Below are 15,093 nucleotides of genomic sequence, written 5' to 3' on the forward strand. Positions count from 1 at the left end.
GTGAAACAACTCTGCGCCGATGATAGTGCTGCAACCAGTGTGAAAGTAGGTTATCGTCAGGCTAGTTATATAAAGAACCCCACCCGGTGATCCAGGTGGGGTTTTTTGCTTTTGGCGGCTGTTTTTTTGTGACAAAAGAGGCATATAAGATACAAGCTAGATTTTGATCTGGGGAAACGAAAGGTGTACCATGTGTGCTTTCGTGCTTGCTTCACACCTCAATGAAAAATAAGACAGCTCCAACAATGCTGTACCGTGCCCTGGCGTCCGCCGGCATCGTGGTAACTCTCTTCGCGCTTGCGCCTGCGCGCGCCGATGAGATGGCCGATGTCAGCAAGCTGGCCAAGGCCGGCAAGTTTGTCGAGGCACTGAACAAGACCAACGAATACCTGGGCAAGCACCCATCCGATCCGCAAATGCGCTTCATGAAGGGCGTGCTGCTGACCGAGCAAAACAAGTCGGATGAAGCGATCGCGGTGTTCACCAAGCTTACCGAAGATTACAAAGACCTGCCGGAACCGTATAACAACCTGGCCGTGCTGTATGCGGCCAACGGCCAGTACGACAAGGCGCGCGTGTCGCTGGAAAAAGCGATCCGCACCAATCCGAGCTATATGACGGCGTATGAAAACCTGGGCGACGTCTACGGCAAGATGGCCAGCCAGGCCTACGACAAGGCGCTGGCGCTGGGCGCGAACAATGCTCCGCCGGCCAAGTCCAAGTTGACGCTGCTGCGGAACTTCTCGAGCAGCACCGGCGCCAAGTTGGGCGCCCCAGAGATCGCCGCGACTGCGCCGGCATCCGCGCCTCAGCAAGTGGCCCAGGCGGCCACGCCACGTGCCGCGGCCAATGCTGCGCCGCCGCTGATTTCGCAACTTCCTGCCGATACCGGCAAGTCGACTACCTTGCAACGGATACCGGCGTTGTCGGTTACGCCGCCCGCACCGACACCGGCGCCAGCCATCAAAGTGGCCGCAGCGCCAGCGCCCGTACCAGCGCCCGCGCCGGTCGCAGCCAAGCCGGTCGCGCCAACACCTGTGCCAACGCCGGTTCCAGTCAAGCCTGCAGCACCGGCGCCTGCGCCAGTGCTGGCCAAGGTTGAACCGCCGAAGCCGGCGCCTGCCCCAGCACCCGCGCCGGTCAAAGCTGCGCCGGTGGTGGTGGCCCAGGCCGAGCCGGTCAAGCCGGCCAAAGTGGAACCGCCGAAACCAGCCAAAGTGGAGTCATCGAAACCCGCCAAACCCGAACCGGAAAAAGCCGCCAAGCCGGATACCTCCGAGCGCGACGCGGTGCTAGCCCAGGTTCACGGCTGGGCCAAGGCCTGGACGACGCAGAATGTTGACTCCTACCTCGGCTACTACAGCCAGGAGTTCGAGCCACCTAAAGGCTTGTCGCGCAGGGCCTGGGCCGATGAGCGCCGCGCCCGCATCGAAGGCAAGGGCCGCATCCACGTCGAAGTAGGCGGACCGGAAGTGGTTGTGAACGGCAACACGGCCAAAGTGACCTTCCGCCAGACCTATGAATCGGACCGCCTTACGGCCAGAAGCCGGAAGACGCTCGTGCTGGTCAAAAATGGTGGAAAATGGCAGATTAAGCAGGAAGCCTCGGGTAGCTGATGTCACACTTTAGTTTTTCGCGACGCTGGCGTGCCAGCGGCTTGCTTTGCGTCGTCCTCCTCAGTGTGGTGGGAGGGACGGCCAGTTACGCCGCAAAAAAGCCGGTGCGGACGCCGGTCGTCCGTAAAGCCAATCCCGAAGAGCTACTGTCCGAAATCTACAAAGAGCTGTCCCGGCACAACCTGCGTATCGCCCAGCAGAAGGCCGACGCGCTGGTGGTCGCCTTTCCCAATTTCCGCCTGGGTCACCTGGTCCGGGGCGACATCCTGTTGATGCATACCCGCGCCGTGGGCGAGCTGGGGGCGGCGGTACCGGCGGGCGAAGCATCCAAGCTGGCGGACTTGCGGCGCGAAGCGACCGTGCGCATGCAGGCCGAGCCTGGCCGGCCGTCGGCGGCGCTGCTGCCGCGCGCGCTGATGCAGATGCGCAAGGACCAGAAGCACGCGCTGATCGTCGACGCCAAGCATTCGCGCCTCTACCTGTACGAGAACCGCAACGACCAGATCCGCCTGCTGTCCGACTTCTACGTCAGCCAGGGCAAGCTGGGCATCAACAAGCTGAAGGAAGGCGATATGCGCACGCCGGTCGGCGTGTACTACATCATCGGCCGCTTGCCTGGCGTGAAGCTGCCTGACATGTACGGCAAGGGCGCATTGCCGCTCGATTATCCGAACGACTGGGACAAGGCGCAGGGCCGCAGCGGCTCCGGCATCTGGGTGCATGGCACGCCGCCGGAAACCTTCAGCCGTCCGCCGCTGTCGACCGATGGCTGCGTGGTGGTCAGCAATGACGACCTGAACACGCTGACCCGTACGGTAGAAATCGGCAAGACGCCGATCCTGATCGGTGACCAGGTCGAGTTCGTCAGCAAGGAGCAAATGGAGCGTGACTTGCGGGTGGCCAGTGCGCTGGTGGAAGCCTGGCGGCGCGATGTCGAGAACCGCGACGACGCCGGGTTGCGCGCGCTGTATTCGCCGCGCTTCAAGTCGGCGGCTGATGAGGATGTGAATGCCTGGCTGGACAAGAACCGCTTCCTGCCCGGCGCCAAGAAGATCAGCGTGACCGTGAGCCAGCCGAGTTACTTCCGCCAGCCTAGCCAGGAAGAAGTCATCGTCAGCAATTTCACGCAGCAGATCGTGGTCGGCAAATACCGCCACGCGGTGCGCAAGAAGCAGTACTGGGCCAAGGAAGGCAAGAGCTGGAAGATCGTCGCCGAATCGAATGTATAAAAAACAATGGGGTCAAGTCTGACATTCGGACACGAGCTCGACCGTAGCAATTGCTACGGTCGAGCTCGTGTCCGAATGTCAGACTTGACCCCAGCTTGTTTTTCGATCAGAAGTGGTAAGCCGCTTTGATTTCGACGAAGTTGACGCCGGTGTTAGGCTTTTTGTAGCCACCGTTGGAGAAGTGCTGGATCTTGGCGCCGATTTCCCAGTTGTTGTCGAACACGTAGCCGATGCCGATGTGGTCGCCAAACTGGAAGTGCGTCGATAAACGGTATGTATCGTTGTCGTACAGCTTGGACAGACGGTGCACGCCGATGCCGCCTTCGTAGTAGATGCCCTTCTTGTTGTCATTCTCGAAGCGGAACACCGGCGTGAAGCCTACATCCCACAGGTGGGCGGTGTTGCCCGAAATATTCTGGTACTTGCTTTCTTTCCACAGACCGGCGCTGGCTTCCCAGTAGCCGCTCAGATGCGTGCCGTTCGATTGGAACCAGCGCGCGCTCCAATCCTTGGAGGCGCTGAAGCGCACCATTTGTACCTTGGCGGCGTTGCCATAATCGATGGCCACGGAATCGACCAGTTTGTCATCGGCCAACGCGCCCTGCATGGCGATCAGTGCGACAGCTGCTGCAATCATTTGTTTCGCGAACATAGTATCCTTGCAATGTAAGTGCCATATCTCATATTTATACGGCTGTCGGGATTGTACCGGGGTTCGTGGAATAATTCCGAAGTGGCTATTATTTTGAACATCTCAGGAGTTGGAATTGTCTACGCGAATCGCCTTTCTCGGTATCGGCTTAATGGGAGACCCGATGGTGCGGCGCCTGCTGGCGGCCGGCCATGCGGTGACGGTCTGGAACCGCACCTTCGCCAAGGCCGCCGCGCTGGCCGATGCCGGCGCGCACGCGGTGGCGACGCTGGCCGAGGCGGTGCGCGATGCCGACCTCGTCATCTCCATGCTGGAGGCCGGCCCGATTGTCGGCGCCGTGATGCGCGAGGCCCTGCCGGCGCTGGCGCCGCGCGCGCTATGGGTGGACATGAGCTCGACCCGCCAATCGGAGGCGCAAGAGTTCCACCTACTGTTGGCCGGGCAAGGCCGGCGCTTTGTCGATGCGCCGGTGTCCGGCGGCGTGGGCGGCGCGGCGGCCGGTACGCTGGCCATCATGGCGGGCGGCAGCACGGAAGATTTCGCCGAGCTGGAGACTGTGCTGGCGGCCATGGGCCGGCCGACATTGGTGGGCCCGGCCGGCAGCGGCCAGGTGGCCAAGCTGTGTAATCAGCTGATCGTCGGCGCCACCATCAACATCGTGGCCGAGGCCTTGTTGCTGGCGCAGGCGGCCGGCGCCGATCCGGCGGCGATGCGGGCGGCGATACGCGGCGGTTTCGCCGAGAGCAAAATCCTCGACGTGCACGGCCAGCGCATGCTGGAGCGGAATTTTGTCGCCGGCGGCCAGGTGAAGACGCAGCTGAAAGACCAGCGCAACATCCTGGCGGCGGCGCAAGCGGCGGGCATCACCTTGCCGGTGACGCAGTTGGTGACCGAGCGCTATCAGGCGCTGGCGGAGACGGTCCCGCAGGCCGATCATGCGGCGGCGCTGCTGGGACTGGAGGCCTTGAATCCCGGACAGCGCGTCGGCACCGCCCCGGACCGGCTGGCTTAGGCGAGCGGCAGGCTCTGCTCCGCCAGACGCACCCAGAAGCTGGCGCCGATCGGCAGCAGGTCGTCGTTGAAGTCGTAGCTGCCGTTGTGCAGCACGCACGGGCCGAGGCCGTGGCCGCCGTCGCGGTGGTCGCCTTCGCCGTTGCCGATGAAGACGTAGCAGCCCGGCTTGGCCTGCAGGAAGAACGCGAAGTCTTCCGCGCCCATGGTCGGCTCGACCTGGTCGTCGACCTGGTCCGCGCCCACCACCGACTTCATCACCTCCACCGCGAACCTGGTCTCGGCCGGATGATTGACCAGCGGCGGATAATTGCGGCGGAACTTGAAGTCCACCTCGGCGCCGAACGCGGCCGCCGTGTGCTGGGCGATCTCGCCCATGCGTTGTTCGATCATGTCCAGCACCGGCTGGGTGAAGGTGCGCACCGTGCCGACCAGTTCCGCTTCGTCGGGGATCACATTGGTGGCGCTGCCGGCGTGGATCTGGGTGATCGACAGCACCGCCGTATCCAGCGGGCTCTTCTGACGGCTGATGATGGTCTGCCAGCTCTGCGCGATCTGCACCGCCACCATCACCGGATCGATGCCCTTGTGCGGCTGGGCCGCATGCGCGCCCTTGCCTTTGACGGTGACGTAGAACTCGTTACTGGAGGCCATCATCGGTCCTTCGACCACGCTCATCGTGCCGACCGGCGCGCCCGGCCAGTTGTGCATGCCGTAGATCGCGTCCATCGGGCACCGATCGAACAGGCCGTCCTCGATCATGCGGCGGGCGCCGGCGCCGCCTTCCTCGGCCGGCTGGAAAATGAGGTAAACCGTTCCGTCGAAATTGCGGTGCTCGGCCAGGTGCTTGGCCGCGCCCAGCAGCATGGCGGTGTGGCCGTCGTGGCCGCAGGCGTGCATCTTGCCCGGGTGGCGCGAGGCGTGCGCGAAGGTGTTCACTTCCTGCATCGGCAGCGCGTCCATGTCGGCGCGCAGGCCGATCGCGCGCTTGGAGCTGCCGTGCTTGATGATGCCGACCACGCCGGTCAGGCCCAGGCCGCGTATCACGGGGATGCCCCATTCGCTCAGCTTGTCGGCGACGACGTCGGAGGTGCGTTTTTCTTCGTAGCACAGCTCGGGATGGGCGTGCAGGTCACGCCGGATTTGCTGTATTTCAGATTGAAATGCAATGATGGGGTCAACTAGTTTCATCTGCTTCTCCAATATCGGGTTCGCTTGCCTTTTGGGCATCGAGAACAGCCATTGTAGCCCTTGTCGCGCAAACAAATCCAGCGCGTCCGGAATGGTTTACGATAGTGCTTTCAGCCCATGCTTTTGGAACCTACGACATGACAACGACACAAGTCCGCGCGACCTGCCCGCACGACTGCCCCGACACCTGCGCGCTGCTGGTCACGGTGGAGGACGGCGTGGCCACCGCCGTCAAGGGCGACCCCGACCATCCGACCACGGCCGGCGTGCTGTGCACCAAGGTGGCGCGCTACACCGAGCGCACCTATCATGCGGACCGCCTGCTGCATCCGCTGCGCCGGGTCGGCAAGAAGGGCGAGGGCAAGTTCGAGCGCATCAGCTGGGGCGAGGCGCTGGACACCATCGCCACCCGGCTCAAGGCGATCGCCGCGCGCGCGCCGCAAGCGATCCTGCCGTACAGCTACTGCGGCACCATGGGGCTGGTGCAGGGCGAGTCGATGTCGTCGCGCTTCTTCCACCAGATCGGCGCCTCGCTGCTGGACCGCACCATCTGCGCGACGGCCGGCGCCACCGGCTACAAATACACCATCGGCGCCTCGATCGGGATTGACCTGGAGCAGTTCCAGAACGCCAAGCTGATCCTGATCTGGGGCGGCAATCCGATCGCCTCCAACCTGCACTTCTGGACCCGCGCCCAGGAAGCCAAGCGCAACGGCGCCAAGCTGATCGCCATCGATCCCTACCGCTCGCTGACGGCGGAGAAGTGCCACCAGCACATCGCGCTGCTGCCCGGCACCGACGCCGCGCTGGCGCTGGGCCTGATGCATGTGCTGATCGCCGAGGACCTGCTCGACCACGACTACATCGCGCAGCACACGCTGGGCTACCAGCAGCTCAAACAGCGCGCCGCCGAATGGACGCCGGAACGCACCGCCGACACCTGCGGCATCAGCGTGGCCGAAGTGGTCGAGCTGGCGCGGCTGTACGGCGGCATGGCGCGCGCCGGCGAGCCGGTGGCGATCCGCGCCAACTACGGCGTGCAGCGGGTGCGCGGTGGCGGCATGTCGGTGCGCAGCATCGCCTGCCTGCCGGCGCTGGTGGGCGCGTGGCGCCATCCGGCCGGCGGCATCCAGCTGTCGTCCAGCGGTTCGTTCCCGACCAACAAGGCGGCGCTGCAACGGCCGGACCTGCTGAAGAGCGCGCCGCGCACCATCAACATGACCACCATCGGCGACGACCTGTTGCGCGCGAGCTCGCCGCAGTTCGGACCGGAAGTGGAGGCGGTGATCGTCTACAACGCCAACCCGCTGGCGATCGCGCCGGATTCGGCCAAGGTCATGGCCGGCTTCGCGCGCGAGGATTTGTTTACCGTGGTGCTGGAACACTTCCAGACCGACACCGTGGACTACGCCGACATCGTGCTGCCGGCCACCACGCAGCTGGAGCACGTCGACACGCACACCGCCTACGGCCACCTGTACATGATGGCCAACAACGCCGCCATCGCGCCGATGGGCGAGGCCAAGTCCAACACGGAAATCTTCCGCCTGCTGGCGGCGCGCATGGGCTTCGACGATCCCTGCTTCCGCGACAGCGACGACCAGCTGGCGGCCATGGCCTTCAACGCCCAGGACGTGCGCGCCGTCAACTTCGATTGGGAGTCGTTGAAGCAAAAGGGCTGGCAGAAACTCAACGTGCCCGACGCGCCGTTCGCGCACGGCGGCTTCCCCACGCCGTCCGGCAAGTGCGAGTTCTATTCCGCCGCGATGGCGGCCGACGGCCTCGATCCGCTGCCCGCCTATCTGCCGCCGTATGAATCGGTGGCCAGCAATCCCGAGCTGGCCAGGCGTTATCCGCTGGCGATGATTTCTCCGCCGGCGCGCAACTTCCTCAACTCCACCTTCGTCAACGTCAAGAGCCTGCGTTCGGCGGAGGGCGAGCCGCACCTGGACATCCACCCGGCCGACAGCGCGGCGCGCGGCATCGCCGACGGCGACATGGTGCGCATCTTCAATGACCGCGGCACCTTCATCGCCAAGGCGCGCGTCACGGACAAGGCGCGCGCGGGTCTCGTTGTAGGCTTGTCAGTGTGGTGGAAAAAGCTAGGCCGGGATGGCAAGAACGCCAATGAGGTTACCAGCCAACAGTTGACTGATATGGGCCGCGCACCAACTTTTTACGATACACTGGTACAAGTCGAAAGAGTCGCTGCTTGAAGGTAATGTATGCGCAACTTAGCCCGCCGAATTGTCCGCGCCAGATACTGGGTTGCGGCGGGCTGTGCAGCAATCTTGCTGGCAGGTTGCGCTCAATTCAAGTATTACATGCAAGCCGCCCACGGCCAGTATGCGCTGTGGTCGGACGCCCGTCCGATTGAAGACTGGCTGGGCGATCCGTCCACCGACCCCCAACTCAAGGCCCGCCTGGAAAAAGCGTTGTTAATACGCCGCTTCGCCGTCAAGGAACTGGGCCTGCCCGACAACGCCAGCTACAAGAACTACGCCGCGCTGACGCGCCCCTTCGTGCTGTGGAATGTGGTGGCGACGCCGGAGCTGTCGCTGCGTCCGATCCAGTGGTGCTTCCCGATCGCCGGCTGCGTCAGCTATCGCGGCTACTACAGCAGGGACGACGCGATGGCCTACGCCGATGAGCTGCGCAAGGAGAACGACGACGTGCAGGTCGGCGGCGTGCCGGCCTATTCGACGCTGGGCTGGTTCAGCGATCCGCTGCTGTCGACCTTCATCAACTATTCCGACGCCGAGCTGGCGCGCATGGTGTTCCACGAGCTGGCGCACCAGGTGGTGTATGTGCAGGGCGATTCGCAGTTCAACGAAGGCTTCGCGACGGCGGTGGAGGAGGCCGGCGTGGCGCGCTGGCTGGAGCTGTACGGCACCGATCCGATGCGCGAGGCCTACACCCGCTACAACGCGCGCCGCCAGGACTTCCTCGAACTATTGGTGCGCCACCGCAAAATGCTGGCCGACACCTACGCCAGCAAATACAGCACCCGCCACAAGCGGGCCGAGAAGGCGCGCATCTTCGCCCACCTGAAATCCGAGTACCAAAAGTTGAAGGACAGCTGGGGCGGTTACGCCGGCTACGACCGCTGGTTTGCCGAGCCGCTGACCAACGCCCACCTCAGCGCTGTGGGAACTTACCACGATTTTCTGCCCGCCTTCCGTTCCTTGTTAAAGCAGGAACGAACGTTCGTGCGATTTTATGGTGCAGTGCAAAAAATAGCTTCTCTTGATCTAGTTCAACGCCAGCAGCAGCTGCAGCAACTGGGCCGCCCGGTAATGCTCAACGCGGAGAGCGCCAAGGAGCCGGACTCCGCGTCGGAAGGCATGCATTGATGTTGCGGTGCAGCATAAAAAGCCGTTAGAAGCCGCGTTCAAATATGGTTAAATGCGCTTGCGTCTGAGCTTGCTGCCCGATAGCATCGTCATAAGTAGGCTCCGGAAGTTCGCATAGACGAATCCCCCGACCCTGAACCGGCACTGTGCGCCGGACCTTACAACGATAATTCGAGACACGAGGCACAGGATGGAAAAAATCTGGTTGAAGTCGTACCCGCCCGGCATGCTGACCGAGATCGACACGAGTCAATACCGCTCGCTGGTACAGCTGATGGAAGAATCCTTCCACAAGTTCGCCGACCGCAACGCCTACGTCTGCATGGACAAATTCCTCACCTATGCCGAAGTGGACGCGTATTCCAAGCGCCTGGGCGCCTGGCTGCAAAGCCGCGGCATGAAGAAGGGCGCGCGGGTCGCCGTCATGATGCCCAATGTGCTGCAGTATCCGATCGCCATCGCCGCCATCCTGCGCGCCGGCTACACGGTGGTCAACATCAACCCGCTGTACACGCCGCGCGAACTGGAGCACCAGCTCAACGATTCGGGCAGCGAAGCCATCCTGATCCTGGAAAATTTTGCGACCACGCTGGAGCAGGTGCTGGGCCGCACGCAGGTCAAGCACATCGTGGTGGCCAGCATGGGCGAGATGCTCGGCGGCCTCAAGGGCGCGCTGGTCAACTTCGTGGTGCGCAGCGTCAAGAAGATGGTGCCGCCGTTCTCGCTGCCGAACGCGGTGCGCTTCAAGGACGCGCTGTCGCAAGGCGGCCGCATGAAGCTGACGCCGGTCTCGCTGGAGCCCACCGATCCGGCCTTCCTGCAATACACGGGCGGCACCACCGGCGTCTCCAAGGGCGCCACGCTGACGCACCGCAACCTGGTGGCCAACCTGCTGCAGAACGAGGCCTGGTCCAAGCCGGCGCTGGGCAATGTGACCGAGCAGATCACCATCGTCTGCGCGCTGCCGCTGTACCACATCTTCGCGCTGACCTGCTGCGCGATGTGGGGCACGCGCGTCGGCGCGCTGAATATCCTGATCCCGAATCCGCGCGACATCGGCGGCTTCATCAAGGAGCTGAGCAAGTACAAGTTCAACATGCTGCCGGCGGTGAACACGCTGTACAACGCGCTGTTGAACCATCCGTCGTTCGGCGGCCTGGACTTCTCGGCGCTGAAGATCTGCAACGGCGGCGGCATGGCGGTCCAGCAGGCCGTCAACGATAAATGGCTGAAGGTGACGGGCGTGTCCATCATCGAAGGCTATGGCTTGTCCGAGACGTCGCCGGTGGCTACCTGCAACCGCGCCGACAGCTCGGCCTTCACCGGCACCATCGGTTTGCCGGTACCGTCGACCGACATCGCTATCCTCGATGACGACGGCAAGGAAGTGGCGCTGGGCCAGCCGGGCGAGATCGCGATCCGCGGTCCGCAGGTGATGGCCGGCTACTGGAACCGTCCGGACGAAACCGCCAAGGTCATGACGGCCGACGGCTTTTTCAAATCCGGCGACGTCGGCGTGATGGACGAGAACGGCTTCGTGAAGATCGTCGACCGCAAGAAGGACATGATCCTGGTGTCCGGCTTCAACGTCTATCCGAACGAGCTGGAGGGCGTGATCGCCGCCCACCCGGGCGTGCTGGAGTGTGCGTGCATCGGCGTGCCGGACGAGCACTCGGGCGAGGCGGTCAAGATCTTCGTGGTGCGCAAGGATCCGAACCTGACGGTCGAGCAATTGATGGCTTATTGCAAAGAACAATTTACCGGCTATAAAAAGCCAAAATATATCGAGTTCCGCGAGGAGCTGCCCAAAACCAACGTCGGGAAAATCCTGCGGCGCATGCTGCGTGATGAACCACCCGGCCAGAACAAGAAAGTTGCATAAGACATGGAAAAAATTTGGTTGAAGTCCTATCCCGAAGGCGTACCCGCTGAAATCGACAGCACGCAGTACCGCTCGGTAACGCACCTGCTGGAAGAATCGTTCCGCAAGTTTGCCGACCGCAACGCCTACGTCTGCATGGACAAGTTCGTCACCTACGGCGAACTCGACAAGCTGTCGCTGCAAATGGGCGCCTGGCTGCAAAGCAAGGGCCTGAAGCCGGGCGCGCGCGTGGCGATCATGTTGCCGAACGTGCTGCAATATCCGGTGGCGATGGCGGCCATCCTGCGCGCCGGCTACACGGTGGTCAACGTCAACCCGCTGTACACGCCGCGCGAGTTGCAGCACCAGCTGGTGGACTCCGGTTCGGAAGCGATCATCGTGCTGGAAAACTTCGCCACCACGGTGGAGCAGGTGGTGGCGCACACCCAGGTCAAGCACGTGATCGTCGCCACCATGGGCGACATGCTGGGCACGCTGAAGGGTACGCTGGTCAACTTCGTGGTCCGCAAGGTCAAGAAGATGGTGCCGTCGTTCTCGCTGCCGAACGCGGTGTCGTTCAAGCAGGTGCTGGCCGAGGGTTCGCGCCTGACGCTCAACCCGGTCAAGCAGGGGCATGACGACATCGCCTTCCTGCAATACACCGGCGGCACCACCGGCGTCTCCAAGGGCGCCGTGCTGCTGCACCGTAACATCATCGCCAACGTGCTGCAGAACGAAGCCTGGCTGCAATTCAAGCCGCAGGCCGAGCAACTGGTGTTTGTGTGCGCGCTGCCGCTGTACCACATCTACTCGCTGACCATCAGCGCCTTCATGGGCATGCGCATGGGCGGCATGAATTTGCTGGTGCCGAATCCGCGCGACATCCCTGGCTTCGTCAAGGAGCTGGCCAAGTACCGCGTGGCGGTGTTCCCTGCGGTGAACACGCTGTACAACGCGCTGCTCAACAACGCCGAGTTCGCCAAACTGGACTTCTCGTCTTACGCGGTCTGCAACGGCGGCGGCATGGCCGTGCAACAAGCCGTGGCCGACCGCTGGCTCAAGCTGACCGGCACCCCGATCATCGAAGGCTACGGCATGTCGGAGACCTCGCCGGTGGCCACCGCCAACCGCGTCGACATCAAGGAATTCACCGGCACCATCGGCTTGCCGATTCCGTCGACCGACGTCTGCATTTTGGATGATGACGGCAACGTGCTGCCGCTGGGCGCGACCGGCGAGATCGCCATCCGCGGCCCGCAGGTGATGGCTGGCTACTGGAACCGTCCGGACGAAACCGCCAAGTCGATGACGGCCGACGGCTTCTTCAAGACCGGCGACGTCGGCATCATGAACGAGCAGGGTTTCACCCGCATCGTCGACCGCAAGAAGGACATGATCATCGTGTCCGGCTTCAACGTGTATCCGAACGAAGTGGAAGGCGTGGTGGCCTCGCATCCGGGCGTGCTGGAAGTGGCATGCATCGGCGTGCCGGACAAGAACTCGGGCGAAGCTGTCAAGCTGTTCGTGGTGCGCAAGGACCCGAACCTGACCGCCGAGCAGCTGCTGGACTTCTGCAAGCACGAACTGACCGCGTACAAGAAGCCGAAGTACATCGAGTTCCGTGATGAGCTGCCGAAGACCAACGTCGGCAAGATCCTGCGCCGCCAGCTGCGCGACGAAAAGGTCGCAGCGTAAAAAACAACCGGGGGGCAGTTCCGGCATCGTGCCACGCGTGGCACGATGCCGGAACTGCCCCCCGGTTGTTTCATCTAGTGGTGTTCGAAACGCGGCCCTTTCTTGATGCAAGCGAGCCGTTTGTCCCTCATGGCGGCGGCCAGCCGTTGCCGCACTTCATGATCGTGATCGACATATCCTTCGACGTTGGCCTTGCGGGCGCAATCGGCCCAGTGCTGGTCGTCGACATCTTGCAGCCTTTCAAACTCGGCCAGTGACAGCACGACCACGGCATCGCGGTCGGCCTGTTCCACGACTATCGTCTGCGTCAGGGCCTGGTGCAAATAGCTATCCAGCTCTTGCGCAATTTCACTCTCTGTTACTTTCAACATGTAGCGCCTCCATACGTTGATGGTCTAGCCAGTATAGGCCGTGTCGGCCCCGATTCAAGCGCTAACCAGTCCGGGCTGGCCGTCACGCACCAGGAAGCTGGCGACGGTCTTGATGGGGCTGGCTGGGCTGTGGACATCGTCCAAGGCCAGGAACAAGGTGGTGGTGGCGGACGGCGTGATGTTGAGCAGCATGAAGCCGCGCTGGTCGCTGCGCCCGTACTTGATGCTGTGGTTCATGGCGACATACTGTTCGGTGCGCGCCTGCGGGCGCGATGGCGACGTCACCGAGGTGCCGACGAATTCGGTGGCGATGACGGGATTGGCGGCCGAACGCGGACGCGTGGGAATGCGGTTGAGCTCGGCCGCGAAGAAGCTGTGGACGTCGCCGCCCAGTATCAGCGGGTTGCCGGCCTTGCTGGTGTGCAGCGCGTCAAACAGCCGTTGGCGCGCCGCCGGATAGCCATCCCAGCCATCGGTCCAGAAGCGGCCGTCGGATTCATGGGTGACAGGCACCTGGCTGTTCTGCGCCATCAGCGTTTGCTGGGCCAGGATGTTCCAGCGCGCCGGCGACGACGCCAGGCCTTGCTCCAGCCAGCGCTGCTGCGCCGCGCCGAGCATGGTGCGGCCGGGATCGGCCAGCGCCGGGCAGTCGCGCCTGAGCACCGAACTGGAGCCGCCGCGTCCGGCGGGTGTGCAGGCGTGGCGGGAACGGTACTGGCGGTCGTCCAGCACGTGCAAGCGCGCCAGCCGGCCCCAGTCGTAGCGCTGGTACATGCGCAGCCTGGCGAAGTCGGCCGGCGGCACGCGCAGCGGCATGTGTTCGTAGAAGGCTTGATAGGCCGCCGCGCGGCGGTCGAGGAAGCGCGGGTCCAGCCGCTCGTCGCGGTCGCCGCCGTAATCGTTGGCCACTTCGTGATCGTCCCAAGTCACGATCCATGGCGCGGCCAGATGGGCGGCCTGCAGGTCGCGGTCGGTCTTGTACTGGGCGTAGCGGGCACGGTAATCGGCCAGCGAGAAGCTCTCAGCGGTCCGTAGCGCGGTTTGCGGATGCCTGAGCTGGTACGGCCCCCACTCGTAGATGTAGTCGCCCAGGAAGGCCACCAGATCGGGCGCGGCGGCCGCGATGTGGCGGTGCGCCGCGTAGCTGCCGAACTCCCAGTGCTGGCACGAGGCCACGGCCAGCTTCAACTGATCGGGCATGGCGTTGGCGGCGGGCGCGGTGCGCGTGCGGCCGACCGGGCTGACGGCGTCGCCCAGCATGAAGCGATACCAGTACCAGCGGGCCGGCGCCAGGCCGGTGACGTCGACATGCACGCTGTGCGCCAGCTCCGGCGCGGCGCTGGCCGTGCCCTTGGCGACGATGCGGCTGAAGCGCTCGTCCTCCGATACTTCCCAGCGCACGCTGAAGGCCAACGGCGGCGTGGCGGCCGCGTCGAGCGGATCGTGCAGGATGCGGGTCCAGAGGATGACCGCATCCGGCAACGGCGAACCGGAGGCGACGCCGAGGCCGAACGGATAGGCGTTGCTGGCGCTGGACGGCGCGGCGTGGAGGCCGCTGGCGCCGCAGGAGACGGCCAGCGCTGCAAGGCGGCTGGCGGTTTGGAGAAATGCGCGGCGAGGCTGCTGCATGCCGCGCCGGATCAGGAACGGATCAGCGTTTCGATCGGCGGCACCTTGCGTGGCTTGCGGTCCGAGTCGGTGGCGACGTAGGTCAGCGTGGCCTCGGTGACCTTGACGGTGCAGGCTTGCAGGCGATTGCGCTCGGCATACACCTCGACGTTGACGGTAATGGACGTATTGCCAACCTTGACAATATCAGCATAAAACGACAGCAGGTCGCCCACGAACACCGGGTTCTTGAACACGAAGGAGTTCACCGAGATGGTCGCCACGCGGCCGTTGGCGCGGCGGGTGGCCGGCAGCGAGCCGGCGATGTCGACCTGCGCCATGATCCAGCCGCCGAACACGTCACCGTAGACGTTGGCGTCGGACGGCGCCGGCATCATGCGCAGTTCCGGCATCTTCCCTGCGGGCAGGCCGCGGTTGACGGTTTCGGCTTTGATGGTGGGGGGATTTTCTGGGGTGGTCATCGTGAATTCTCTTGAAGGGCTACA

At 63.6% G+C, this 15,093-nt stretch carries 12 protein-coding genes; 7 read left to right on the top strand and 5 right to left on the bottom strand.

The annotated features are described in order from the left end of the window. The first annotated feature begins 245 nt into the window (after positions 1-245). Together AC1RMD_RS14490 and AC1RMD_RS14495 are read left to right on the top strand one after the other, a co-directional pair. Positions 246-1,616: a L,D-transpeptidase Cds6 family protein gene (locus tag AC1RMD_RS14490; RefSeq protein WP_492927351.1), complete on the top strand. Its 1,371-nt coding sequence runs from the start codon at positions 246-248 to the stop codon at positions 1,614-1,616. 104 nt (positions 1,617-1,720) lie between these two features. Next, on the top strand, positions 1,721-2,845 hold the full coding sequence (locus AC1RMD_RS14495) for a L,D-transpeptidase family protein (protein ID WP_492927353.1): 1,125 nt from the start codon (positions 1,721-1,723) through the stop codon (positions 2,843-2,845). A 106-nt stretch (positions 2,846-2,951) separates the two neighbouring features. Here AC1RMD_RS14495 and AC1RMD_RS14500 read toward each other — a convergent pair whose 3' ends face one another. After that, the gene (locus AC1RMD_RS14500; RefSeq protein WP_492927355.1) at positions 2,952-3,497 is read right to left on the bottom strand and encodes an acyloxyacyl hydrolase; all 546 of its coding nucleotides are present in this window, start codon (positions 3,495-3,497) and stop codon (positions 2,952-2,954) included. Between the two features lie 115 nt (positions 3,498-3,612). Between AC1RMD_RS14500 and AC1RMD_RS14505 the strand changes: the two genes are divergently transcribed. Further along, a complete protein-coding gene (locus AC1RMD_RS14505) occupies positions 3,613-4,509 on the top strand; it encodes an NAD(P)-dependent oxidoreductase (protein WP_492927356.1) in 897 nt (298 codons plus the stop codon). Here AC1RMD_RS14505 and AC1RMD_RS14510 read toward each other — a convergent pair. Next, complete coding sequence (locus AC1RMD_RS14510; protein ID WP_492927357.1) at positions 4,506-5,699, bottom strand: M20 aminoacylase family protein; 1,194 nt, start codon at positions 5,697-5,699, stop codon at positions 4,506-4,508. The two genes, AC1RMD_RS14505 and AC1RMD_RS14510, sit on opposite strands and share 4 nt — an antisense overlap. 137 nt (positions 5,700-5,836) lie before the next feature. Here AC1RMD_RS14510 and AC1RMD_RS14515 point away from each other — a divergent pair, with 137 nt between their 5' ends. The 4 genes from AC1RMD_RS14515 to AC1RMD_RS14530 all read left to right on the top strand — a co-directional run bounded on the left by AC1RMD_RS14515 (position 5,837) and on the right by AC1RMD_RS14530 (position 12,608). Next, a complete protein-coding gene (locus tag AC1RMD_RS14515) occupies positions 5,837-7,915 on the top strand; it encodes a molybdopterin-containing oxidoreductase family protein (RefSeq protein WP_492927359.1) in 2,079 nt (692 codons plus the stop codon). Positions 7,916-7,924: 9 nt separating this feature from the next. Beyond that, entirely contained in the window at positions 7,925-9,052 is a 1,128-nt protein-coding gene (locus AC1RMD_RS14520; RefSeq protein ID WP_492927360.1) for an aminopeptidase, read from the top strand. A 190-nt stretch (positions 9,053-9,242) separates the two neighbouring features. Then, the gene (locus AC1RMD_RS14525) at positions 9,243-10,934 is read left to right on the top strand and encodes a long-chain-fatty-acid--CoA ligase (protein ID WP_492927361.1); all 1,692 of its coding nucleotides are present in this window, start codon (positions 9,243-9,245) and stop codon (positions 10,932-10,934) included. A 3-nt stretch (positions 10,935-10,937) separates the two neighbouring features. After that, entirely contained in the window at positions 10,938-12,608 is a 1,671-nt protein-coding gene (locus AC1RMD_RS14530) for a long-chain-fatty-acid--CoA ligase (RefSeq protein ID WP_492927362.1), read from the top strand. A 74-nt stretch (positions 12,609-12,682) separates the two neighbouring features. Here AC1RMD_RS14530 and AC1RMD_RS14535 read toward each other — a convergent pair whose 3' ends face one another. From AC1RMD_RS14535 to AC1RMD_RS14545, 3 genes are read right to left on the bottom strand one after another with little or no spacing between them, the layout of a single operon-like run. Continuing rightward, positions 12,683-12,979: a hypothetical protein gene (locus AC1RMD_RS14535; RefSeq protein ID WP_492927364.1), complete on the bottom strand. Its 297-nt coding sequence runs from the start codon at positions 12,977-12,979 to the stop codon at positions 12,683-12,685. Positions 12,980-13,033: 54 nt separating this feature from the next. Next, positions 13,034-14,608, bottom strand: coding sequence for an alkaline phosphatase D family protein (locus tag AC1RMD_RS14540; protein WP_492927366.1), 1,575 nt, complete (start codon positions 14,606-14,608; stop codon positions 13,034-13,036). An 11-nt stretch (positions 14,609-14,619) separates the two neighbouring features. After that, positions 14,620-15,069, bottom strand: coding sequence for an acyl-CoA thioesterase (locus AC1RMD_RS14545; RefSeq protein ID WP_492927368.1), 450 nt, complete (start codon positions 15,067-15,069; stop codon positions 14,620-14,622). Between the last annotated feature and the right edge of the window lie 24 nt (positions 15,070-15,093).

Source organism: Duganella sp. GW822-FHT06D06, from assembly GCF_058799615.1.

What these genes read in the sequence shown, in the direction of transcription:
- AC1RMD_RS14490 (WP_492927351.1), top strand. Translation starts at nt 246, where the DNA reads ATGCTGTACCGTGCCCTGGCGTCCGCCGGCATCGTGGTAACTCTCTTC.
- AC1RMD_RS14500 (WP_492927355.1), bottom strand. Translation starts at nt 3,497, where the DNA reads ATGTTCGCGAAACAAATGATTGCAGCAGCTGTCGCACTGATCGCCATG.
- AC1RMD_RS14510 (WP_492927357.1), bottom strand. Translation starts at nt 5,699, where the DNA reads ATGAAACTAGTTGACCCCATCATTGCATTTCAATCTGAAATACAGCAA.
- AC1RMD_RS14515 (WP_492927359.1), top strand. Translation starts at nt 5,837, where the DNA reads ATGACAACGACACAAGTCCGCGCGACCTGCCCGCACGACTGCCCCGAC.
- AC1RMD_RS14520 (WP_492927360.1), top strand. Translation starts at nt 7,925, where the DNA reads ATGCGCAACTTAGCCCGCCGAATTGTCCGCGCCAGATACTGGGTTGCG.
- AC1RMD_RS14525 (WP_492927361.1), top strand. Translation starts at nt 9,243, where the DNA reads ATGGAAAAAATCTGGTTGAAGTCGTACCCGCCCGGCATGCTGACCGAG.
- AC1RMD_RS14530 (WP_492927362.1), top strand. Translation starts at nt 10,938, where the DNA reads ATGGAAAAAATTTGGTTGAAGTCCTATCCCGAAGGCGTACCCGCTGAA.
- AC1RMD_RS14535 (WP_492927364.1), bottom strand. Translation starts at nt 12,979, where the DNA reads ATGTTGAAAGTAACAGAGAGTGAAATTGCGCAAGAGCTGGATAGCTAT.
- AC1RMD_RS14540 (WP_492927366.1), bottom strand. Translation starts at nt 14,608, where the DNA reads ATGCAGCAGCCTCGCCGCGCATTTCTCCAAACCGCCAGCCGCCTTGCA.
- AC1RMD_RS14545 (WP_492927368.1), bottom strand. Translation starts at nt 15,069, where the DNA reads ATGACCACCCCAGAAAATCCCCCCACCATCAAAGCCGAAACCGTCAAC.